At 70.5% G+C, this 22,532-nt stretch carries 21 protein-coding genes; 7 read left to right on the forward strand and 14 right to left on the reverse strand.

The genetic code is table 11. From position 1 onward, the window contains the following. Window positions 1–60: 60 nt before the first annotated feature. Window positions 61–1,374: an MFS transporter gene (locus tag J2853_RS04345; protein ID WP_307555193.1), complete on the reverse strand. Its 1,314-nt coding sequence runs from the start codon at window positions 1,372–1,374 to the stop codon at window positions 61–63. Between the two features lie 85 nt (window positions 1,375–1,459). Between J2853_RS04345 and J2853_RS04350 the strand changes: the two genes are divergently transcribed. From J2853_RS04350 to J2853_RS04365, 4 genes are all read left to right on the forward strand, one after another. After that, the gene (locus J2853_RS04350; RefSeq protein WP_307555195.1) at window positions 1,460–2,152 is read left to right on the forward strand and encodes a GntR family transcriptional regulator; all 693 of its coding nucleotides are present in this window, start codon (window positions 1,460–1,462) and stop codon (window positions 2,150–2,152) included. Between the two features lie 29 nt (window positions 2,153–2,181). Beyond that, the gene (locus J2853_RS04355; RefSeq protein WP_307555197.1) at window positions 2,182–3,270 is read left to right on the forward strand and encodes an alpha/beta hydrolase; all 1,089 of its coding nucleotides are present in this window, start codon (window positions 2,182–2,184) and stop codon (window positions 3,268–3,270) included. Window positions 3,271–3,493: 223 nt separating this feature from the next. Continuing rightward, complete coding sequence (locus J2853_RS04360) at window positions 3,494–3,892, forward strand: cupin domain-containing protein (protein WP_307555199.1); 399 nt, start codon at window positions 3,494–3,496, stop codon at window positions 3,890–3,892. An 11-nt stretch (window positions 3,893–3,903) separates the two neighbouring features. Further along, window positions 3,904–4,779, forward strand: coding sequence for an NAD-dependent epimerase/dehydratase family protein (locus J2853_RS04365; RefSeq protein WP_307555201.1), 876 nt, complete (start codon window positions 3,904–3,906; stop codon window positions 4,777–4,779). On the opposite strand, the gene pdxR is transcribed toward J2853_RS04365, so the two are convergent. The 3 genes from pdxR to J2853_RS04380 all read right to left on the reverse strand — a co-directional run bounded on the left by pdxR (window position 4,769) and on the right by J2853_RS04380 (window position 7,775). After that, on the reverse strand, window positions 4,769–6,253 hold the full coding sequence (pdxR, locus tag J2853_RS04370; protein ID WP_307555204.1) for a MocR-like pyridoxine biosynthesis transcription factor PdxR: 1,485 nt from the start codon (window positions 6,251–6,253) through the stop codon (window positions 4,769–4,771). The genes J2853_RS04365 and pdxR overlap by 11 nt on opposite strands. Window positions 6,254–6,350: 97 nt before the next feature. Then, window positions 6,351–6,542: a ferredoxin gene (locus J2853_RS04375; protein ID WP_307555205.1), complete on the reverse strand. Its 192-nt coding sequence runs from the start codon at window positions 6,540–6,542 to the stop codon at window positions 6,351–6,353. Window positions 6,543–6,578: 36 nt separating this feature from the next. Then, window positions 6,579–7,775, reverse strand: a complete 1,197-nt coding sequence (locus tag J2853_RS04380; RefSeq protein ID WP_307555207.1) for a cytochrome P450 — start codon at window positions 7,773–7,775, stop codon at window positions 6,579–6,581. 107 nt (window positions 7,776–7,882) lie between these two features. Here J2853_RS04380 and J2853_RS04385 point away from each other — a divergent pair, with 107 nt between their 5' ends. Continuing rightward, window positions 7,883–8,521 carry a TetR/AcrR family transcriptional regulator gene (locus tag J2853_RS04385; protein ID WP_307555208.1) on the forward strand — a complete coding sequence of 213 codons (639 nt, stop codon included), beginning with the start codon at window positions 7,883–7,885 and terminating at the stop codon, window positions 8,519–8,521. A gap of 31 nt (window positions 8,522–8,552) precedes the next feature. Here the strand turns inward: J2853_RS04385 and J2853_RS04390 are convergent, their stop codons facing one another. Beyond that, the gene (locus J2853_RS04390; RefSeq protein WP_307568596.1) at window positions 8,553–8,996 is read right to left on the reverse strand and encodes an Lrp/AsnC family transcriptional regulator; all 444 of its coding nucleotides are present in this window, start codon (window positions 8,994–8,996) and stop codon (window positions 8,553–8,555) included. Between the two features lie 150 nt (window positions 8,997–9,146). Between J2853_RS04390 and J2853_RS04395 the strand changes: the two genes are divergently transcribed. Further along, window positions 9,147–10,001: a tryptophan 2,3-dioxygenase gene (locus tag J2853_RS04395; RefSeq protein ID WP_307555210.1), complete on the forward strand. Its 855-nt coding sequence runs from the start codon at window positions 9,147–9,149 to the stop codon at window positions 9,999–10,001. An 82-nt stretch (window positions 10,002–10,083) separates the two neighbouring features. Here the strand turns inward: J2853_RS04395 and J2853_RS04400 are convergent, their stop codons facing one another. Beyond that, window positions 10,084–11,139 (reverse strand): LysR family transcriptional regulator, encoded by a 1,056-nt coding sequence (locus J2853_RS04400; protein WP_307555212.1) that lies wholly within the window; start codon window positions 11,137–11,139, stop codon window positions 10,084–10,086. A 71-nt stretch (window positions 11,140–11,210) separates the two neighbouring features. On the opposite strand from J2853_RS04400, the gene dapA reads away from it, so the two are divergent. Beyond that, complete coding sequence (gene dapA / locus J2853_RS04405) at window positions 11,211–12,083, forward strand: 4-hydroxy-tetrahydrodipicolinate synthase (RefSeq protein WP_307555214.1); 873 nt, start codon at window positions 11,211–11,213, stop codon at window positions 12,081–12,083. Between the two features lie 63 nt (window positions 12,084–12,146). Here dapA and J2853_RS04410 read toward each other — a convergent pair whose 3' ends face one another. The 8 genes from J2853_RS04410 to J2853_RS04445 form a co-directional block, all read right to left on the reverse strand. Continuing rightward, window positions 12,147–12,956, reverse strand: coding sequence for an Fpg/Nei family DNA glycosylase (locus J2853_RS04410; RefSeq protein WP_307555216.1), 810 nt, complete (start codon window positions 12,954–12,956; stop codon window positions 12,147–12,149). Between the two features lie 10 nt (window positions 12,957–12,966). After that, window positions 12,967–13,377 carry a ribosomal maturation YjgA family protein gene (locus J2853_RS04415; RefSeq protein WP_307555218.1) on the reverse strand — a complete coding sequence of 137 codons (411 nt, stop codon included), beginning with the start codon at window positions 13,375–13,377 and terminating at the stop codon, window positions 12,967–12,969. Between the two features lie 50 nt (window positions 13,378–13,427). After that, entirely contained in the window at window positions 13,428–14,276 is an 849-nt protein-coding gene (locus tag J2853_RS04420; protein ID WP_307555220.1) for a phosphotransferase family protein, read from the reverse strand. A gap of 98 nt (window positions 14,277–14,374) precedes the next feature. Further along, window positions 14,375–15,451, reverse strand: coding sequence for a DUF2332 domain-containing protein (locus tag J2853_RS04425; protein WP_307555221.1), 1,077 nt, complete (start codon window positions 15,449–15,451; stop codon window positions 14,375–14,377). Window positions 15,452–16,073: 622 nt separating this feature from the next. Further along, complete coding sequence (locus tag J2853_RS04430; RefSeq protein ID WP_307555224.1) at window positions 16,074–19,541, reverse strand: ATP-binding protein; 3,468 nt, start codon at window positions 19,539–19,541, stop codon at window positions 16,074–16,076. Next, a complete protein-coding gene (locus J2853_RS04435) occupies window positions 19,538–20,770 on the reverse strand; it encodes a metallophosphoesterase family protein (RefSeq protein WP_307555227.1) in 1,233 nt (410 codons plus the stop codon). The genes J2853_RS04430 and J2853_RS04435 overlap by 4 nt, the downstream gene beginning before the upstream one ends. Before the next feature lie 159 nt (window positions 20,771–20,929). After that, window positions 20,930–21,532 carry a hypothetical protein gene (locus J2853_RS04440; protein WP_307555229.1) on the reverse strand — a complete coding sequence of 201 codons (603 nt, stop codon included), beginning with the start codon at window positions 21,530–21,532 and terminating at the stop codon, window positions 20,930–20,932. A gap of 122 nt (window positions 21,533–21,654) precedes the next feature. Then, window positions 21,655–22,503 carry an RNase H family protein gene (locus J2853_RS04445; RefSeq protein ID WP_307555231.1) on the reverse strand — a complete coding sequence of 283 codons (849 nt, stop codon included), beginning with the start codon at window positions 22,501–22,503 and terminating at the stop codon, window positions 21,655–21,657. Window positions 22,504–22,532: the final 29 nt, after the last annotated feature.

Consider the following 22,532-nt stretch of genomic DNA (forward strand, 5'->3'; position numbering starts at 1 on the left):
GGGCGGCGCGGGGAATGGCCGTCCCCCGCGCCGCCCGCCCGGCTTCCCTTCGTGGAGATCTCAGGGGTTCCGGGAAGCGGCCCCTGCGCGCGTTCCCGGGTGGTCGGTGAGGTCGAGGTCGCGCGTCTCGGGGGCCAGCGCCAGTCCGACGGCGGTGACGGCCAGCGCGGCGACCACGTAGAGGGAGATGGCGAGGGTGCTGCCGAACCGGTCGAACAGTGCCAGGGCGATGATCGGGGCCAGCGCGCCGCCGAAGATGCCGGCGACCTGGTAGCCCATGGAGGCGCCGCTGTAGCGCAGGCGGGTGCTGAACAACTCGGCGATGAACGCCGCCTGCGGGCCGTACATCGCGGCGTGGCAGGCCAGGGCCACGATGGAGGCCAGCGCGATCACCGGGAAGGACTTGGTGTCCAGCAGCGGGAAGAACGCGAACACCCAGATCGCGGCCCCGATCACGCCCGCGAGGTAGACCGGGCGGCGGCCGACCCTGTCCGACAGCGCGCCGAACAGGGGGATCAGGAAGAGCTGGCAGGCGGAGCCGATCAGCACCGCGTTCAGCGCGACTCCGCGTTCGAGCTTCAGCGGGCCGGTGACGTAGGCGAGGATGTAGGTCACGAAGGTGTAGAAGGCGACGTCCACGCCGATGCGCGCGAGGACCGCGGAGACCAGGGCGCGCGGGTGCGTGCGCAGCACGTCCAGCAGCGGCATCCGGGCCTTCTTGCCCGAGCGCTCGACCTCGGCGAACAGCGGCGACTCCACGATCCGCAGGCGGATCCAGAGCCCCACGACCACCAGCAGGCCCGACAGGAGGAAGGGCACCCGCCAGCCCCACGACAGGAACGCCTCCTCCGACAGCGTCGCCGACAGGAGTCCGAGCACGCCGGCCGCCAGCAGGTTCCCGGCGGGCACGCCGACCTGGGGCCAGCTCGCGTTGAAGCCGCGCCGCCGCGGGTCGCCGTGCTCGATGGACATGAGCACGGCCCCGCCCCACTCGCCGCCCAGGCCGAGGCCCTGAAGGAAGCGGAGGGTGACCAGCAGCAGCGGGGCGGTCACGCCGATGGTGGCGTAACCGGGCAGCAGGCCGATGAGGAAGGTCGCGATTCCCATCAGCAGCAGGGTCACCACGAGCACGTTCTTGCGGCCGACCCGGTCGCCGAAGTGGCCGAACACGATGCCGCCGAGCGGCCGTGCGACGAATCCGATCGCGTAGGTGAGGAACGCCAGCAGCGTTCCGGTGAGCGGTTCGAAGGTGGGGAAGAAGAGCTTGTTGAAGACCAGGGCGGCGGCTGAGCCGTACAGGAAGAAGTCGTACCACTCCAGGGAGGTGCCGACCAGACTGGCCGCGATGACCCGTCTGGTTTGAGTGCTTGCCATCGCACGCGCTCCTTAACTTCTAGGGGGTCCCCTCAACGTAAGGATTGTTCAACAATTCGACAATAGGTTTGTTCGATGATTTCTTGTGAGAGTGGACAACGCCATCGCCGCACTGCAGCACGACCGTGACCGCCTCGGGCGCAGCAGCACCGCCGAACGGGTCGCCGACGTCCTCAGGGACCGGATCGCCGAGGGGCTCTTCGTCCCGGGCCAGCGCCTGTCGGAGGAGACCATCGGGGTGGCCCTGGGGGTCTCGCGCAACACCCTGCGCGAGGCGTTCCGGCTCCTGGGGCACGAGCGCCTGCTGGAGCACCGGCTCAATCGGGGCGTGTTCGTGCGCGTGCTGTCGGTCGAGGACGTGGCCGACGTCTACCGGGTGCGCCGGGTGATCGAGTGCGCCGCCGTACGGCGCAGCGGGAGCGCCGGGCCCCAGGCGCTGGCTCTCATCGGGGAGTCCGTGCGGGAGGCGAACAGGGCCGCGGCCGAAGGCCGGTGGCAGGACGTGGGGACCGCCAACATCCGCTTCCACCAGATGATCGCGGCCCTGAACGGCAGCCCCCGCCTGGATGAGACGATGCGGCAACTTCTGGCGGAGCTCCGGCTGGTCTTTCACGTCATGAAGAATCCGCGGGCGTTCCACGAGCCTTTTGTCGCCCGGAACCTGCACCTGCTCGAACTCATGGAGGCCGGTCGCGCGGCGGAGGCGGAGCGGGAGCTGGAGTCCTATCTGGACGAGGCGGAGGAACTCCTGGTAAGGGCTTACATACCGGAGCCGTAGTCGTGAATGGAATGGAGGAGAATAAGCGGATGATCTCCCCTATTCCGAATGTGCTCGTGGTCACCGGCCCCGGCCTGGTCGCTGATCTGCGACTGCTCACCGAGGTGGCCGACCGCGAGTTCGAGGCCCTCGGCGTCAGCGGGAAGGTGTCAGCGGTCCTCGACGCGTCCGAACTGCGGACCGCGCTGGAATTCCCCGGTCCCGTGGTCGTCGTCCCCGGCCCGGAACCAGAGATCCGGAGCATGTCCGGCGGGCGCCCCAACGTTGTCTGGCTCGACCTGGCCAAGTCCGAGGCCCCGCCCGCGGCGCTCGGGGAGACCGGGGACGGCGCGCCGGGCACCCACATACACGGGCGAGGGGTCTGGGGGCTGACCTGGGCGATCAGGCACGCCGTGCATCGGTCGCGGTGGCCCGCGAAGAGGGTCGCCTACGGCGAGCACCCCGACCAGTGGGCGGAGGTACGGCTGCCGCACGAGACCGCCGGGACGATGCCGGTCGCGGTGCTGGTGCACGGGGGTTTCTGGCGTTCCATCTGGGCCGCGGACCTGATGGACGCGCTCAGCGTCGACCTGGCCGAGCGGGGGTTCGCCACCTGGAACCTCGAATACCGCCGCGCCGACCTTCACGGATGGGCCGCGACCACCGAGGACGTCGCCACGGGTGTCGCGCTGGCGGCGCAGGGCGCGTCCGGCCCTGTCGTGGCGATCGGCCACTCGGCCGGAGGGCAACTCGCCCTCCGCGCCGCCGCCGACGATCCCCGGATCACCCTCGTCGTCTCGCTGGCCGGGGTGCTCGACCTGGTGGAGGGCGACCGCAGGCACCTGAGCTCCGGCGCGGTCGCCGCGGCCCTCGGCGGATCGGCGTCCGAGGTGCCCGAGGTCTACCGGCGGTCCAGCCCGCTGGAGCGCCTTCCCCTCGGGGTGTCCCAGCTCATCGTGCAGGGCGGGGGCGACGACCTCGACCTGGTCGACCTGGGCCGACGCTACGCTCGCGCGGCTCAGGAATCAGGGGATGAAGTGATTTATCTGGAAATGTCGGGCGATCACTTCGACGTCATCGACCGGGCCTCGCCGATCTGGAGGGCGACCGCCGGAGTGATCGCCGAGCACAGGCACTAGAAGTGTTTTTCCGGGTGGTCGGGGCGGTTGCCGGCAGGTGGGGCATCGGCCTGCCCAGGTAGACGGCGGGGCCTGGAGCTCGTTGAGGATCGCACGGAGCGTCGGGCCCGTCGGCGGGGTGCCGGATGTGACGACCGGCCGGCTCGGCTGAGGCAAGTGGTACATCCGATCGGCCCGGAAGTGGAATAGTCGGCTGGTCCGCTTCCCGGCTAGCGTCGAAGATATGGACATCAAAGGCAATACCGCCCTGACCGTGCTTTTCCATGGGACGCCGCCCAAGCTCCCCGAGGCCGCCGAGGTGATGACCGCGCTCATCGAATTGCCGCCCGGCGACCCCGGTTCCCCGCCGCACCGGCACTCGGGCCCGGTGTACGGCTACATGCTCGAAGGAGAGATGATCTTCGAGCTGGAGGGCGAGCCGGAGCGGGTGATCCGCGAGGGGGAGGCGTTCTGGGAGCCCGGCGGCGACGTCATCCACTACCAGGCGGCCAACAACCTGTCCGGCACGTGGAGCCGGTTCGTCGTGGTCATGATCGGCGCGCCCGATGAGCCGATGCTCACCTATGTCGACGACGTGGAGCTCGCGGCCCGCCGTGACCGCCGTGCTCCCCGGCCGAACTGATGGCGGCCGGCATGCGGATCCTCCTCGCGGGAGCGACAGGAGTCATCGGCCGGCGGGTGGTGCCGCTGCTGGTCGCCGAGGGGAACCAGGTCACCGCCCTCACCCGGAGGCCCGGCCGGACCGCCACGCTGCGCGCGCTGGGCGCGGAGCCGGTGGTGGCCGACGCCCACGACCGCGAGGGACTCGCCGCCGCCGTCGAAAAGGCCGCGCCCGACATCGTGATGCACCAGCTCACCGACCTGGCCGCGGCTGACCACGCGGCGAACGCGGCACTGCGCAGGCAGGGCACCCGCAACCTGGTCGACGCGGCACTCGCCGCCGGCGTACGCCGGATGGTGGCACAGAGCATCGCGTGGGTCTACGAGGCGGGGGACGAGCCGGCCGGAGAGACGACGCCGCTCGATCTCGCCGCGCCGGGGGACCGCGGAGGACGGGTGCGGAGCGTGGCGGCGCTGGAGGCGGCCGTCCACGAGATGCCCGAGTGGGTCGTGCTGCGCTACGGGTGGTTCTACGGTCCCGGGACGTGGCACGCGCCCGACGGCCTCGCCGCGGACATGGCGCGGGCGGGGAAACTGGCCGCCGACGGCGAGGTGGTCTCCTTCGTGCACGCCGACGACGCCGCCACCGCGGCGGTGCGGGCGCTCACCTGGCCCGCCAACGGCGCGGTCAACGTCTGCGACGACGAACCGGCGCCGGGCCGGGAGTGGGTGCCCGCCTTCTGCGCGGCCGTGGGCGCGTCGCCCCCGCCTTCCGCGGACACCGGCCGGCCGGGGTGGGCGCGCGGCGCGGACAATCGCCATGCCCGCGAGCACCTCGGCTGGGTGCCGAGGTATCCGTCGTGGCGGGACGGCTTCGCGGCGTTCGCCGGCGGCGCCCCTACCCGATAGCGCCGGCCGGCGAGACCAGCGAGACCAGCGCGTCGAGCGCCCGGCGCCAGGCGTGCTGCGGCGGCGAAGCGTAGCCGATGACCAGGGCGGCGGGCCGCTCCTCGCCCGTCGGGTGCCAGTAGCCTGCGGTGTGCAGGCCGTGCAGGAGCAGTCCCGCGCGCCCCGCCGTGGCGACCAGCTCGCGTTCGGCGGACGCGGAGGCGACCGGCAGCAGCGTGTGCAACCCGGCGGCGACGCCCGTGAGCGGCGTGTCGGTGACCGCCGCCAGCCGTTCGGCCAGTTCGTGGCGGCGTCGCCGGTAACCCAGCCGGGCTCGCCGTACGTGCCGGTCGTAGCCGCCGCCGGAGAACAGGTCGGCGAGCACGAGCTGGTCGATCACGGGGGGCGCCGAGCCGGTCTCCCGTATGGTCTGCAGCAGCGGATCGCGCAGCGGGGCGGGCACGACCAGCCAGCCGAGCCGCACCCCAGGCGCCAGGGTCTTGCTGGTGCTGCCCGCGTAGATCACCCGGTCGGGCGCCAGCGCCTGCATCGCGCCGACCGGCTGCTGGTCGTAGCGGAACTCGCCGTCGTAGTCGTCTTCGATCACGTAGGCGTCGTTCCGCCGGGCACGTTCGATGAACGCCGAGCGCCTCCCGGGCGCCAGCACGACGCCCCACGGGTGCTGGTGGGCCGGAGTGAGCAGCGCGAACCCCGTGTCGTCCGGGAGGCCCGACGGATCGGCGCCGTCCGCGTCCACCGCCAGCGGCACGGAGGCGATCCCCGCCGCGGCCAGCAGTTCGCGGTGCAGCACGAACCCCGGGTTCTCGGTCGCCGCGCGCCGGGCGCCGAGACGGTGGAAGGTGCGCGCGAGCAGCGCGAGCGCCTGGGTGAACCCCGCGGTGATCACCGTCGATCCGGCGCTCGCCCACACTCCGCGGGTCCGCGACACGTAGTCGGCGACCGCCAGGCGCAGCGCGGGCATGCCCGCCGGGTCGGGGTAGCCCATCTGCTCTGATTCCATCGTCGACATCACGCGGCGGACGCTCGACGCCCAGTCCGCGCGCGGAAAAGTGCCGGCGTCGGGCCGGCCGGGACGCAGGTCTCCCAGGGGCGCGGCGCGAGGCTCCACGGGACCGTGGCCGGCGGCCTCGCCGATGCCGGACTCCGGGAGCACGGCGGCCACCCGGGTGCCGGATCCGTGCGCGCCCGTCAGCCACCCCTCGGCGATGAGCTGTGTGTAGACCTGGACGACCGTGCCCCTGGACAGGCCGAGGTCGGCGGAGAGGCTACGGGTGCCGGGCAGCCGGGTGCCCGCGGTCAGCCGCCCCGACCGCACCGCCTCGCGCAGGGCGGCCTCCAGGGAGCGCCCCACCCCGCCGGCGCCGGGCAGATCGAGATGCAGGTCGAGCCCCGACCTGACGCCGGCCCGGCCGTCGTCCGATGAGCCTCGCGTCGACCGGTCCCCTGCCGCGTGGGCCTCGTCCCGAATTACCATGCCGCGACGGCGAGATCGGCGACCGGGACGGGCCGGACGCGGGCGGCGGCCTCGGCTCCGAGGCCGCCCGGCCCCGAGGCTCCGGATCCGGCGGTCCTCACGAGCCGGACAGCGCCCCCGACGGGCAGAGCTGTACGGCGCGGCGGACCGCAGCCTCCCGCGAGGCGGGCGGGTCGGGGTCGAGCAGCACCACGGTGCCGTCGTCCTCGCTCTGGTCGAACACCTCCGGCGCGGTGAGCACGCACATCCCGGCACCGATGCACACGTCGGTGTCTGCCTTGATCTTCATGGGAACCCCCTCCTGCCAGATGACCGGCGACCGTTTCTACCAGGTGACCGGCAACCGGTCGACTCCGTAGATGGCCATGTTGGCACGCATCGGGACCTCCTGCGGCGACACGGCGAGGCGCAGGTCCGGGAAGCGCCTCAGCAGCGCCGGGTAGGCGACGCCCATCTCGGTCCTGGCGAGCTGCTGCCCCAGGCACTGGTGCACGCCGTGACCGAAGGAGAGATGGCCCGTCGGCGGCCGCGTGACGTCGAGCGTCCCGGAGTCGTCGAAGCGCTCGCCGTCGCGGTTGGCGGCGTTCAGCGCGATCGTCACCGACTGGCCGGCCCGGATCAGCCGGCCGTCGAGCTCGACGTCCTCCACCGCGCACCGGATCGGGCCGAGGTGGACGATGGTGAGGTAGCGCAGGAGTTCCTCGACGGCGCTGTCCGTCACCGACGGGTCATCGCGCACCGCGGCCAGCTGCGAGGGGTTGGACAACAGCGCGAAGGTGCCGAGGGCGATCATGTTCGCGGTCGTCTCGTGCCCGGCGACGAGGAGGAGCACCGAGACGCCGGCCATCTCCTCGTCGTTCAGCTCCCCGCTCTCCACCATGCCGCTGATCAGGTCGTCCGCCGGCCGGGCGCGCTTGTGCCGTACGAGGTCTCGCAGGTAGTCCGTCAGGTCGTTGACGGCCGCCTCCGCCTCGTCGACCGTGGACTCGAGGTTGAGCAGCGTCCTGGAGTCTCGCTGGAACTGGTCGCGGTCGGAGTAGGGCACGCCGAGCAGCTCGCAGATGACGAGCGAGGGGATGGGCAGGGCGAAGGACTGGACCAGGTCGGTGGGCGGCCCGTCGAGCTCCATGGCGTCCAGCCGTTCAGCGGTGATCGTCTCGATCCAGGGCTCCAGCCGCTTCATCCGGCGCACGGTGAACTGGCCGGTCAGCATCCGCCTGAACCGGGTGTGCTCCGGCGGATCCATCCCCAGGAAGAATCCGGGCCGACGCTTCCTCCGCCGCTCGGTCAGGTGCGGGGAGATCGGCGAGTGCACGAGGTCCGGCAGGTTGCTGAAACGCGGATCGGCGAGTACGGCCCGCGCCATGGCGAAGCCGGTGACCAGCCACCCCTCGTGGCCGTCCGCGTAGGTCATCGGGCGGATCGGGTCCTCCTGCGCCCATCGCACCAGCGCCGAGGGCGGGTCGAAGCGATTCTCGCGTGCGGTCGGGAACGTCACCGGGCTGGATACGGCTTCGGTCATGGATGTCTCCCCCTGGAGAGTCAACGAACTCCTTGACTCCACATAACAACTTCTGACATTAAATTGCAACTGATGCAAAAAATCATTGAATGCAGTAACGTTGTTTCATGGCAGAGAGCTCGGGACTGCGAGAACGCAAGAAGTTACGCACCCGCCGTGCGCTGATCGAGGCGGCCCTGCGCCTCTTCACGGAGAAGGGCTACGAGGAGACCACCCTGGCGGAGATCGCCGCGGCCGTGGACATCTCGCCCCGGACGTTCTTCAGCTACTTCGCGACCAAGGAAGACGTGATCTTCTTCGACTCCCAGGCGCGCCTCGACAGGGCCCTCGCCGTGCTCGCCGAGCGGCGGCCGGGGGAGACGGTGGCCGAACTCATGCTGCGCGTGGTCGAGCACTCCCTGGCCTGGGCCACCGTTCCGGACGACGAGGCCGTGGGGCTGACCGCGGCCCGCGTGCATCTGATCATGTCGGTTCCGGCGCTTCAGGCGCGCGCGTTGCACGTGCTGGTCGACAGCCAGCGCGGGCTCGCCGAGGCGCTGCATCGGGCGCATCCGGAGGAACTCGACCTCGTCGAGGCCTTCGCCCTCGTCGGCGCCCTCGTCGGCGCCCCGACGATCACGGCGATGGCGCTCCTGGACAGGGGCGACCCGCCCGACCAGGTGTGGGCCGCCGCCCGGCAGGCCCTGGACATCGCCGTGCAGGGTCTGCGCTGGGTCGGCTCGCCGTACCGGCCCGAGCCCGTCTGACCGGGCCGCGAGGCCGTCGTTCGTCCGGCCTCTACGGCTGGGGCGGTGCCTGGACGGGTGAGAGCGGACGCCAGGGGACCGGGCTGGACAGCACCATCATGCTCGACGGGTGGCCGTACGGCGCGAGCCTGTCGATCATCTCCTCGAAGGCCGTCATCGAGGAGGCGGCCACCCGGAGCAGGCAGCAGGTGTCACCCGTCACCCGGTACACCTCAAGGATCTCCGGCCAGGCCAGCGCCTGCTCGTCGCGGAGCACGCAGCGCGGACCGTAACACGACATCCTGATCAGGGCGGCCACCCCGCGTCCGGCCAGCGCCGGATCCACCCGCGCGTGATAGCCGATGATCACTCCGGTCTCCTCCAGCCGCCGTACCCGCTCCGCCACCGCCGGAGCCGACAGGTGCACCCGCCGCGAGAGCTCGTTGTACGACAGCCGCGCGTCGTCCTGCAGTTCGGTCAGCAGCGCCCAGTCCATCGCGTCCACCGTCACGCTCCGTTATCCCCTAAGTCGATCGGCCTTGACGCCTTCCATTCAGAAGGCGAAATCTCATATCCCCTTTCCCATGGTATTTCGGTGCCGGCCCGAACGCATCAGGATGGAGCGTGAACAAGCGGAGGAACACCAATGATCACCATCAGGCAGCTCAGTGAGCAGGACCGGAAGACGCGGGCCGAGGCCAACGAGGGACTGCCCACGCTCGGATTCGACGCGGGCACGCCGTACGACGACTACGTCGGCACCGCCGTCCTGCACGGACTCCAGCGCACCGTCACCGACGCCCCCGAAGAGCTCGCCTTCCTGGTCACCACCCAGGTGATGGAGCTCTACTTCGGCCTGCTCCGCTCGGAGTGGAGGCTCGCCCAGCGGCAGCTCGACGAGGACGACGTCGCCGCCGCGACCCTCACGATCAAGCGCACGGTCAAGCACTTCGAGGCGCTCAACGCCGCGTGGGCGGCGCTGAGCTGGCTGACCCCGGCGCAGTTCAACTCCTTCCGCGACTCTCTGGGCGAGGGGTCGGGCTTCCAGTCGGCGTTCTACCGTCACGTGGAGTTCCTGCTCGGCAACAAGTCCGAGTCGCTCATCCGCCCGCATCGCCGCAACCCCGAGGCGTACAGGGAACTCGTGGAGGCACTGAACCGGCCGAGCCTGTACGACTCGGTGCTCGCCCTGCTCGCCCGGTCGGGCCACGCGATCCCCCGCGCGGTGCTGGAGCGTGACCTCACCGCCGAGTACAAGCCCAGTCCCGAGGTCGAGGCGGTCTGGGCCGAGGTGTACGGCGGGCCGCTCGCGCCGCTGGCCGAGGCGCTGATCGACCTGGCCGAGCAGTTCTCCGACTGGCGCTATCGCCACCTGATGGCCGTGCGCCGCTCGATGGGCGCCAAGCCGGGTTCCGGCGGGTCAAGCGGCCTGAGCTGGCTGGAGCGGAGCATGCGGCGCGAGATCTTCCCTGAGCTCTGGACGGCCCGCACCCTCATGTGAGGGGGCTCGTCTCACCCCGGCGCCGCCGGCGAATCGAGTGATCGGCCGTCGTCCGCCTCCGCCCGGGCCCGCCAGAGGGCGGTCAGCCGGTGAGGATCGGGGCCGGGACCGAAGACCGCAGGGCGGTGATGAGGGCGGCGACGGCCGGGTGGGTGCCGGATCCCCGCCTGAAGGCGATTCGGGTGCGGCGGCGCATGGGCAGTTCGGTGAGCCGTACGCCGTCGGGTGGATCGGCCGCGCCGAGCTCCGGCACGAGTGCGACGCCCTGGCCCGCCGCGACCATCGCCAGCACGGTGGCGAAGTCGTCGATGTGGTGGCGGACCCTCGGGGCGAACCCGGCGGCCTGGCAGGCCCGCACGGTCATCGTGTGGCAGAGCGTGCCGGGGGTGGAGGCGATCCAGGGGTCGTCGCGCCGCCGGGCCAGCGCGCCGCCGGAGTCCTCGGGGCCCTCCGAGCCCGGATACCTGAGTTCTTCTGTCGAGCCCTTCGAGTCCTCTGGGTCCTTTGCGTCCTCCGAGCCCGGATACCTGGGCTCTTCCCTCAAGCCCGTCGAGCTTCCTGAGCCCCCTGGGTCCCCTGGGTCCTTCGAGGCCGGACACGTGGGCTCTTCCAGGGAAGCCAGATACATGGGTTCCTCCAGCAGGTCCTCGGTGTCCAGGGCGAGATCCGGGGGAGCGGGCACGAAGTCGTACTCATGGACGAGCGCGACGTCCAGGTCGCCCGCGCGCAGGCGGGGGGCCACCTCGGCGGGGTCGATCTCGTCCACCATCGGCTCCAGCCCGGGGTGCTCCCGGGCAAGGACGGTGAAGGCGGCGGGCAGGATCGCTCGGGTGGCGGTGGGAAAGGCCCCGATCCTGATCGTTCCGGTTAGGCCGGTGCGCGCGGCGGCCAGTTCGGCCGAGGCCCGCTCCAGTCGCTCCAGCACGGCCTCGGCGTGCCCGACCAGCGCGATCCCCGCCGAGGTGAGCACCACCCGGCGCCCGGTCCGCTCCAGCAGCGCCACCCCCGCCTCCCGCTCCAGGACCGCGAGTTGCTGGGAGACGGCCGAGGGGGTGAAGGCCAGCGCCTCGGCGACCGCCGTGATCGTGCCCCGGCGGGAGAGTTCGCGGAGCAGGCGGAGGCGCCGTACATCAAGCATCAGTTCAGCTTAACATTTTCGGAAGAAATGCGAACTGGACCTGCACGGTCGGCAGTGGCGAAGCTGGTGTCATGACTTTCCATGGGGTTCACATTCCTTTGATCACTCCGTTCGCCGAGGACGGCGAGGTCGCCGTGGAGGCGCTCGAAGGACTCGCGCACGCCGTGCTCGACGAGGGCGCGGCCGGACTGGTCGCGCTCGGCACCACCGCCGAGGTCGCGACGCTCACCGGGGAGGAGCGGCGGACGGTCCTGGAGACGTGCGCGCGGGTGTGCGGGGAACGGCGCGCGCCGCTGATCGTGGGCGCCGGATCCGCCGACACCCGGAGCACGGCCGAGGCGCTGGACGCGCTGAAGGCATGGCCCGAGGTGACGGCCGCGCTGGTGACCGTTCCGTCCTTCGTCCGCCCGTCCGAGGCCGGGGTGCTCGCCCACTTCGGCGCGCTGGCCGAGCGGACCCCGGTGCCGCTGGTGATCTACAACATCCCCTACCGGACAGGGCAGTCCGTGGGCGTGGACACGCTGCGACGGCTGGGGGAGCTGCCCATGGTGGCCGGGGTCAAGCACGCGGTCGGCGGGGTCGACCTGGACACCGTCATGCTGCTGGCCGACCCTCCCGGGGACTTCGCGGTGCTGGCCGGGGACGACCCGTTCTTCTCGGCCCTGCTCGCCCTCGGCGCCCCGGGTGGCATCCTCGCCTCCGCCCATCTGCGCACCGCGCTGTTCGCCGAACTGGCGGAGACCTGGCGATCGGGCGACACCGCACGCGCGCGTGCCCTGGGCCACCGCCTCTCCGCCCTGTCGGCGAGCGTGTTCGCCGAGCCCAACCCCACCGTGCTCAAGGGAGTGCTGCACGCCCAGGGCCGCATCCCCACGGCCTCGGTCCGGCTCCCGCTCGTCCCCGCCGGCAGGGCCTCGATCGAGGCCGTCCTGCGGCTGATGTGACGACGCTACCGGCCGCCTGAGCCGTTCGCCGGTCGCTCGTCGGCCGGCGGCCGGTCCATGGGGTCAGGCGCGCTGGCAGGTCGGGCACCAGAAGAGGTTGCGGCCGGAGAGCACCTCGGTGCGGACCTCGGTGCCGCAGAGGAAGCAGGGCATGGTCGAACGCCGGTAGACGTAGACCTCGCCGCCGTGGCCGTCGACGCGGGGCGGACGGCCCATCGCCTCCGGCGTGTGCTCGGGCCTGACCGTGTCGATGTGGCCCGCCCGCACGCCCTCGGCCATCAGGAACACCAGATCCGTCCAGATCGCCGACCACCGCTCGTGGGTGAGGTCGCGGCCGGGACGCGCCGGGTCGACGCCCTGCCGGAACAGCGCCTCGGCCCGGTAGATGTTTCCCACGCCCGCGACGACCGACTGGTCCATCAGCAGGGTCCCGATGGAGGTACGGCTGCGGCCGATCCGCCGCCAGGCGAGCTCCGGCTCGGCGTCCGCGCGCAGGGGGTCGGGCCCGAGCCTGGCGTGCAGCGCCTTCTTCTCGTCCGGGTCCAGCAGCTCACAGGTGTTGGGCCCGCGCAGGTCGGCGTACTCCTCCGTGGTGCTCAGGCGAAGCCGCACCATACCCGTCGGCGGGGGCGCCGGCGCCGGACCGAAGGTGTATTTGCCGTAGATGCCCAGATGCACATGGAGCCACCGGTCGTCGTCGAAGCCCAGCAGCAGATGCTTGCCGTGGGCGTCCGCCTCGGTGAGCACCCGCCCGTCGATCCGCAGGGCTCCGGCGGCGAACCTTCCCTGAGGGCTCTCGGCGTGAACCGCGGTTCCGGCGAACGCCCGCCGATGCTCCCCGGCCAGGCGGTGGATGGTGTGTCCTTCAGGCATGGTTCCAAAATCATACGGCGCGCTCACCGGTGGTGAGGATGACCCGGCGGCGAAGGAGAAGGGCGTGGGCCGACGCGGCGAGGACGGCCCCGGCCGCGTAGGCCAGGAGGTCGGCCGCGCCGAAGGTGCTGCCGAGCACCAGCCTGGCCACGACACTCGCCTCGGAGAGCGCGGCGGGAAGGGGCGTGAGCTGAGCCAGCTCGACCACCCAGCTGAACGCCAGCGCGCCGGCCGCCGCCCGGAACGGCGAGACCCGGGGCCACACCAGCACGATCAGCACGTACACGAGCACGGTGTAGAGGGCGTCACCGGCGTACTTGCCGAACCAGCCGCCGGTCAGCGCGCGGACGGACAGACCGGCGAGGACGGTGACAACGGCCAGGAGCGCGGCGAGCAGGCGAGTGCGGAGGACGGGGGACACCCGCCCACGATAACGCCGCGTGATGCGGAGTGCCTTTTCCCCGCCGCCGATCACACCTCGGCGTTCCGCTCCAGCCACGCGACGATGTGCTCCACATAGCTTTCAACGTTCAGCAGGGGCTTGCCGTCGAGGGTGAGCACCGCGATGAGGTGCCCGACGTCGAACACCCCGTCCCAGATCCGGGCGCGCCGGTAGGTCTCGCCGTCGACGGCTTCGCGGACGTTCTCCCAGCCGTGCCACGCCATGAAGGCGGCGTCGACCGCCGGGTCGAACCGCAGGGCCAGGTCCCAGTCCAGGACGCCGATCAGCTTGCCGTCCTCACCCCAATGGACGTTCCCGGCGCCGAGATCGCCGTGGACGAGCGCGTCCGGGACCGGTTCCAGGGCCAGCGCCTCCTCCAGGCGCCGCCGGCCTTCGGCCTGCCATTTCCCGGGGAAGCGCGGGATGACGTCCTCGGCCAGGACCTCGTCCCAGCGGCGGCCGCCCGTGGACTCGAGCGGCGCGTCGAGCACGGCTCTCAGCTCCGGAGTGAGGGGAAGCTCCCGCAGCGCACCGAGAAGCTCGCCGATCCTCGCCGGATCACCCTCGCCCTCGGGCAGTGGGGCGCCGTCGATCCAGGAGACGGCCACGGCCGCCTGATCCCCGAACATCGTCACCGGCGTCAACGGCTCCGGCACCGCGAACGGCAGCCCGGAAGCCGCGATCACCCGCAGCAGTTCGGTCCGGCGCGGCATGGCCTCCGCCGCCGCCGGGCGCCGGCTGATCCGCACGGCCGCGACACCGGGAAGCAGAACGACGTGATGGATCTGGCCCCGGCCGAGGCGTGCCGTGTCAAGGGGGGCGCCCGGCACGAGCGCGTCGGCTATCTCCAGCAACGGGGCAGGTATCGGGTCACTCACGCTTCGGCCTCTTCCTTCGAAAACTCACCGGTCGACAGTAGACCTTCGACGCCACGGGAAAAGACGCCGGTGGGCATCGAGCCGGGCGGAGACCACCGTCAGGCGGCGACGCCGCGAGCCGGGAGTCCGTGCGGGCGCGCCTCCGCCAGAACCGTCTCGGCGCCGGCTCCGAGCCGTACGGCCAGCTGGAAACGGTGCCGCTCACCGACCCTGCGCGGTTCGAAGGAGACGTGGGCGAAGCCCGCCTCCGGGGTGCTGGACGCCGCGAGCCGGTCCAGTTCGTGGTCGACCCGTGCCCACTCGGCGGCCGGGACGTACTGGCGCATGATCGAGTGCCAGATCACGGTGAGCGTGCCGGGCTCCAGCCGGACGCCCGCGAGGAAGTCGGCGGCGCCGGCGGTCTCGACCTCGGCCGGCACGCGGGCGGCCAGGCGCAGGGCACCGTCGAGCCGTGCGGCGCGGGCGATCTGGTCCGGCCAGACGTAGGCCCGCAGGGCCAGCGCGCCGCCGGGTGACAGCGGGTCGATGGGGGTCAGGTCGCAGCCACGCCGCTCGACGATGTCCAGGGCCGGATGCTCGGCTGCGGCTTTCGCCAGCCACGCGGGCGGAGCACCGTGCCAGGCCTCCTCCAGGAGGACCGGCGAGTCGGCCGGGCCCCAGGCGAAGTCCTCGTGGACGAAGCGGAAACGGTCGGCCCGCAGGTTGAGCCCCGCGCTGGAGCCCAGCTCGAACAGCCTGATCGGCAGCGGGCCGGCGTGCGTGGCCCTCAGCAGGCCGGCGATCAGGAGATTGGCCCGGCCGACCTCGTTGGTCTGCGGCGGGCGGGTCATCCAGTCGCGGACCGCCTCCGTCTCGGCGGCGACGGCGGCCCGGAAGGCGTGCCAGCAGGCATCGGGCCCGGCCGGGTCGAAGGCGCCCCCCGCGCTGGGATAGTGGGCGGCCAGGTCGGGGCCGCGGCCGGTGAGGACGAGAGCGTGCACCCCGCCGAGCAGCCGCAGCGCGACGGCGTCGGGTCCGGGCGCGTCCTCGTATCCGGCGAGCGCCTCCGCGCAGGGACCTCCGGCACGGACGTCCTGCGCCACCCGCTCCAGCAGGAACGCGTAGAGCGGCGAGCCGAGGCTCGCGCAGCTCCGCGCCTGATGCTCGACCATGACGGCGACACGCTCGCGGGACATGGGGTCCTCCTCATCCGGATAACGAGGATCATCCACCCGCGACGGCCGGCGGAGCAGAGCCGAACGGTGTGAACCGCGTCACGGCGGGTCGTGACAGCGGGAGCGCCGAATCCCCGGCGCTGCTCGCCGGCGCTGCTCGCCGGCGCTGCCGAACCCGGCCCCGAAACCCCGCGGCGATCGAACGCCACGCGAAGCGGGCCCGCCGGCGACGGCTGACCTGACGAGACGTCCAGGCGGTGTGAAACGCCCTCCCCGCCCTCGTGAGAGGACGGGCAGGGCGTTCGTATGTCCGAAGGCGGCCGGTTTTCCCGGGCCGACCACCTCGGCGCACCGCCTCACGACGACGCGATCTCGGGTGCTCCCGAAGGGTCGCTCCGGGCACGAGACGATCATGATGCTACCGTCCGTCGCCCGGTCGATGATCACATCCGCCGGCTCCCGTCCTGGTGGCCGACGACGAGCGGGCCGAGGACCCGGCGCGGTGGAACGGCCTGAACCTGCTCGGCTTCGCCCTCATGAACGTGCGGCAGACCCTGCTGGAGCACGCGTAGGCCGGGTCAAGGGCGTCCGGACGCCCTTGACTCGTGGTCCCGGCGGTTAACCGCTCCGGCGCAGAGGCCGATCAACCGGCGGGGGCGAACCTCGGGAGTGGGTGGACGTGCACCCGGTCCTCCGAAAGTTCGGCCCGAGCCAGATCGGTCAGATGGTTGTGGTGGGTGAAAACGATCATTTGGAATCGGTCGGCCATTTCGTCCAGCACGCCCAGGGTCGCGCGGGCGCGTTGGTCGTCGAAGGTCATGAAGATGTCGTCCACGACGAAGGGCAGGGTGTGCTCCTCCTCGGCGTACAGTTCCAGCGACGCCAGCCGCAGTGAGAGATAGAGCTGGTCCCGTGTGCCCTCGCTGAGCTGGCCGACCTTGAGGAGGTGGGCTCCGCGTCGCGCCAGTACGACGGGGGAGTCCTCTTCCTGATCGAGCTCCAGGCCGTTGAACCCGTCCAGGGTCAGTCTCCCGAACAGCTGACTCGCCCTGGCCAGAATCGGATCCTGCTGCGACTGCCGATATTCCTCGATGCATCCGCTGAGAATGCTGCGGGCTATCTGCAGGCGAAGATATTCCTCACTCTCCTCCACCAAGGCCGCGGCGGTGATTTCGGCGTCCGCGGCGGCTTGAGCGGCCTCAGCCGAGCCGTCAAGCCGCGCGAGTTCGTTCTTTCTCTCGCCGGAGAGCGTGGACTGGGCGGTTTGCTGCGTTTCCAGCACGGCGACGCGGTCCGTGAGCTCGTCCAGCTCGGCCTGGAGCCGGTCGGGGTCTGCGTCCGCGGCTTCCGCCATGAGGATCTGGAGATCTTCTCCGACGGAGGGGATCGTCGCGGTCACCTCCGTGAGAGTGGATATCAGACCGGTGTGCCGTTCGCGCCGCCGTACGGCCTCGCTCAGGGCTTCGACACCGTCCACCCAGGACTTCTCGGCGAGCCCGGCGAGCTCCGTCCCCAGCCGTCCGGCGGTTTCCTGGAGATCATCGACAGCCGTCATAAGTCTGCCGTTCTCGGTCCGCAGGAATACACGTCTTTCGGCGGCGGAGCGGTTCGCCCTGGCTTCCTTGTGGAGGTTCTCCATGAGTTCGTGGCGTTCGGTCTCGTCGTCGGGGAACCGCCGGCCGCACGCGGCGGCGATGGTCTCCAGTGCCGTGTGGAACCGTTCCACCACGGCTGTGTCCTGCTCCGCGCTCTTCTCGCTCTTGACGGCCTCGGCCGTCGCGGTCGCCACCTGTTCGAGCCGGTCCAGGTCGGCGAGGGCCTCGACGGTGTCACGGTCGGCCGGCAGTTCGGCTCGGACAAGTAGCTTGTCCCAGTCGCACTTCCACGCACTCAGATCACGCTTGTGATCGGTGACCTGGGCATCTGCCTCTTCCAGCTCGTCGCGAGCCATGGTGATCCGCTCCTCGCAAGCGGTGCGCTCCTGCGCCGCCACGTCATGAAGAGCCAACCGGGTCTCGGCGATCTCCTGGAGTTCGGGCAGCTCCGCCAGGGCGTTCTCCGCGTTCAGCGACGCGGCTCCCTCGGGGATACGCAGCTCCTCCCGGAGCCGCGCCATGTGCTGGGCGGCTCGCCCCCGCAGAGACGCGAGCGTGGCCCGCACGTCGGCAAGCTCGCTGACACCCTCACGGAGTCTTCCGGCGTTTTCCAATGTGGTGGGAGCGGCATTGGGGGTGGGCCGGGGCCCGGCGAAGTCCTTCCAGAGATGGATCCACTCGGCCTCCAGTTCCTCGGCGCGGCGGTCGAGGACGGATAGCTCTTCGCCGAGCTCGTCCAGCCTGCGCTCATCGCCACCGATCTGGAGCTCCAGTTGGTAGCGCTTCGCGACCCGGTCCGCCTCTTTTCGCATCTGGTCGGCGAGTTGGTCGGCCCGATCCAACGCGAGCTTGAACCCTTCGGCCCTCGCGTGCTCCCCATCACGGATCTCCGTCCAGAGGGCGTCGCGGGCGGATCGTGCGGCGGCGAGGTCGTCGTCGGTGGGCGGTGGGTCGTTGTTCAGCAGGGCTGCCAGGGACAAGCGCTCATCCGCCAGCTGCTTCGTCAGCTCCTTCGTGCTTTTGGCCAGATCCCGCCGGTCCCGCTTGAACTCACTCAGAGCGCCGGTATGTGCTTCGATCTCCGCGCGGGCGGGCAGCACGATGGTTCCCGCGTCCGTTACGGCGAGCGCCGTCAGCTTCAGGTCGCGCAGGATCTGCTCGATGATGCCGTGGATCCGCCGTTCGTCCTCGTCGGCGGTGGCCATCCGGCTGAGCAGGTCTGCGGGAACGGCGGCGAGGACGGCACGCAGTGGTCCGCTGTCCTCGGCGGGCGGAAGCTCGCTGAGCCTCTTCTCCGCCTCCTCCAGCCTGCGCCTCCGTTTGTCCAGGGCCTGGAGGCCCTGTGCCAGCGCGGACTCCACCACGGTGCGTCGTTCGTGGAGTTCTTGGGCGCGCGTTCGCACGGACCGAGGAACCTTGTAGCGGACGGAGTCGCTCAGTGAGGCGTCTGGATGCACCTGGCGCAGGAGTGACTCCGCCTCGTCACGAAGTTCGGCCGCGACACCGGCGGATCTCGCGAGCCGCTGCGCGGCGTTCAAGGCGGCTTTGCGGTCCTGGGAAAGGCTCTCGATCGCGTCGTCAACGGCGAGGAGGTCATCGTCGACGGTCAGTTCGTCCAGTTCGTGTACCGCCTCGTCGAGGCGTCGCCGGGTGCCGACCAGGCTGTCCTTCGCGACTCGCAGTTCCTCCAGCAGCCCGGGGAGGCGTTCGACCGCCTCCTTCGGCGCCAGGACGCCTTTCGCGAGTACCTCGTCGATTTGGGCGAGGAGCGTACGGCGCCGGTCCAGCGCGGGGAGCGCCTGGCTGAGCCGCTTGAGGCGTGAGTGCTCACTCCTGATCTGCTTCAGCTCTGCGGTCAGTTGAGCGAGGGATTCCCTCACAACCATGACTTCCCGCTCCCGCTGGGCGTACTCCTGCGGCTGGAGCGACGCGGTGCGCTGGCGATCCCGAGCCTGCTTCAGTGCGGCGATCCGGGTGTTGATCCGTGGTTTGAGGCCCCGCTGCTTGTAAAGCGCGTCGATGCGCTCGTCGATGACCCGCAGGGTATCGGAGAGCCGGAGCCCGGATCGGGAGGCGGCCAGGGCCTGCCTGAAATCCCCTCCACCGCGTGCCAGTGTTTCACCGCCCTTACGTAGTTCCGTGCTGGTCAGGGCGAATACCGAGGTGAACGTCGTCTGATCGATCCCGCTCAGAGCGGCATCGAGGACCGCCTGGTTCATAGGCGATCCGTCTGAGTCGAGCAGCGATGTGTTACGGGACTTGGTTCTGACGATCTCCAAGGCTTCACCGCTGGAGTCCCGGATCAGCGCGCCGAGACGTAGGGCGCCCTTGGCATGGACGAAGTCGTACGGCGAGCGCATGTCGATGCCGTACAGGAGCTGGTCGAGGGCGCGCAGGGCTGTCGACTTGCCCGCCTCGTTCGGCCCGGTGACCAGATGGATGCCCGGAGCGGACAGATCCAGGCTCGTCCCGGTGAAGGGACCGAACGCGGTGAGATCCAGCCTGTCGATCCTCATCGGCTCCGGCCTTCCGTGATCATGGATTCCAGTAGGTCGATGGCACCGTCGCCGATACGTTGCAGCCACTCCGAATTCTCGGGGCGGATTCCGTCGCGGCCGAGAGCCTCCGGCGGCAAGACCGGGTAGAGAGGGCTGCCGGTAACCAGCTTTCGCAGGGCGTCCTCGTTGGCACGCAGCACCTTGGCGGTGCGTCGGAGGTCGGCGAGCAGCCCCGCCGCGCCCTCGTCCGGTGTGTCCGGCGGCTGGGTCTCGTTCCGTACCTTCTCCACCCACAGTTCGCCGAGGTCGTTGGCGAGTGAGCGGACCTCGTTGACGAACCGGTGCTCCTCACGCCAGAGCTCCAGATGGGCGGCACTGCGGCCGGTGACGCTGACCCGGACCGCCCGCAACGGCCCCGGAGGAAGGACTCTGAGCTGGTGGCTCACCAGGTCGGCGGCTGAGTCGAGGTCGTCCGCCTCCGAGATGTCGACCCGCAGATGCTCCCAGCGGGCCACATCCAGATCGTGGTGTACAGCGGAGACGACCCGGAGGTCTTCGACGGTGACCAGGGTGCAGCCCTTCGGCCCGGTCTCCCGGGCGTGACGGCCCTGGATGTTTCCGGGGAAGACGATCCACGGGTCCTCTGAGACGACCTCGCGGGTGTGCACGTGACCCAGTGCCCAGTAGTCGTAGCCCTTTGAGGAGAGGTCGTTCACCGTGCAGGGCGCGTAGTTGTCATGGCCGTCCCGCCCGGTCAGCGCGGTGTGCAGCAGCCCGACGTTGAACAGGTCGCGGCAGGGCGCGGGGTAGGACAGGGCGAGGTTGTCGGTGACGTCGCGATGGGCGAACCCCTGCCCGTGCACGGCCAGTCCCCGGGCCTCGTCGCGCACGGTCTGAGGCTCGTTGATGTCGAGCATGTGGACGTTGTCCGGCAGCCGTAGCTGCCTGGTCATCCGGTTCTGCGCGTCGTGGTTGCCGGAGACCAGGTAGACGGGGATGCCCTCGCGGCCGAGCAGCGACATCTGCCTGCCGAAGAACAGGCCCGTCTGGAAATCGGGCCAGTCACCGTCGTAGACGTCACCCGCCAGTAGCACCCCGTCCACCGACTCGGATATGGCGAGGGCGACGAGATTCTCCAGCGCGCGCCTGGAAGCGGTACGCAGTTTCTCGGCCGGGGCGCCTTCGTAGGCCGACAGTCCGCGGAGCGGGCTGTCGATGTGAAGATCTGCGGCATGGAGAAGTTTCACTCAGATTCCTTCTCATGGGGGAAGACACACGCTGATCACTGATGATGACGTGCAGAAAAGTCAAAGATGGTGTTAATGATGAAAACGTTGATTCGTTCCAGTATCCGTAGCCGTTGAGAGCGTGGAGCCGGACGTGCTCCGGCCCCACGCCGTGGAAGATCAGCGGCGGGTGAGGGACCAGGCGCCGTCGGCTTTGACGGTGACCAGGCGAGTGCCGGTGGGCAGCAGAGCGTTGCCCTTGTAGGCATCGATCTTGTTGAAGAGCAGGTCGCCGTAGGGCCCGACGCGGGTGTAGCCGAAGACGATGAAGTTGCTCTCGCCCTTGTGAGCGGCGCTGACGGTGCGCAGGCCGCGCGTGGGGGAGAGCTTGAGGACCTGGTCGCCCTCGCCGCGGATGGTGCCGGCGCACCAGCAGCGGGCCTTGGTCACGGGCTTGAACCGGGCGGTCCAGGCGCCGTCGGCCTTGATCTCCAGAGCGGCGATGGCGCTGCCGGCGGTGGAGTTGTAGAGCACGGTGCCCTTGTACGGGCCGATCGTGTTGGCCAGAAGGTCCTGCTTCTTCCCGCGCTGGTTGACGGCCCAGACGATGAAGTTGGATTCACCGTTGTGGCTGAACTCCAGGAGGCCGGGGGTCTTGGTGGCACTGATGCGAACAACCTGGTCGCCCTCGCCGCTGTAGGTCTTGTCGGCGTGTGCGGTGGCGGTGCCGGCGGTGAGGGTGGCGGCGGCCAGAACGAGCACGGTCAGAGCACGCTTGAACATGGGGAACTCCCTAACGGGGGTTGGTTCGGGGGAGATGGGATCGTCGGCGACGCGCAGGAGGGCGTCGCAGCCTTGACCGCCCGCGCCCGGTTGGCAGGCGGCCGAGTTTTCCGGGGGAATGCTCAGGCGGCCATGGGCCGCTGGTGCCAGGAGGATAGGAAGGAGGAGACGAGGTCGGTGGCCCGGCCTGTCGCGTCGAACCGCTCGGTGACGCGTCGGCGGGCGATGGAGGCCAGGGAGTCGGCCGCTTCGTTGAGCAGGTGCCCGGAGTGTCCCTTGACATGCTGGAACACGAGCCCGTCGGCCTCAGCCACGTGCTCGGCGAGACGGACCAGGCTAGGTGCGCCGCGTCGGCGGGGCCGCAGGTCGTAGCCGTCGGGCATGAGCTCGGTGTCGCCTCGCTGCCAGGCCCGCAGGAAGCTCAACGCGCTCAGGCTGTCCACCAGCAGGACCTCGGGGTTGCCCGCGGCTCGGAGCAGGAGATCGACCGCGCGCAGCTCACTGACCAGAACTTTGGACGTGCCAGTGGGGTCGCGGTGGTCGGTGACCCAGCCACGCAGACCCCAGGAACCTTGGCTCGTGATGTAGCCGATCCCGCCGACCCCGTTCTTCCAGCTGGCGTCGGTGGCGGCCGTCAACGGTCCGGCGGCATCCCACCGCCCCGTCACTCTGCCGTGGTTTCCGGGAACGTTCCTGACCGACCTGAGGCCACGGCGCCCGCACTTGGTCGCGTGTGAGGTCAGCCAGGCACTCCTTTCCGCGGTGGTGAGCAGTCGCTCGGCCGCGGAGATGTCGCCGAAGAGCGCGGCGGTGAAGGCGAGACGGACGGAGTCGCGGACGTTTCCGCAGGCAGGACAGTTGGATCGGCCCGTCGCGTAGAGCTTGAGCGTCTCAGCGCGACGGGCTAGATCGGACGGGAGCAGCTCAAGGGCCGCCCGGAACTCGTCGATCCGCAGGGGGGAATTGATCATGAGCCGTCGCTCCTTCCATGTCGATGGTG

Source organism: Streptosporangium lutulentum, from assembly GCF_030811455.1.
In the GTDB taxonomy this organism is placed as follows: Bacteria; Actinomycetota; Actinomycetes; order Streptosporangiales; family Streptosporangiaceae; genus Streptosporangium; species Streptosporangium lutulentum.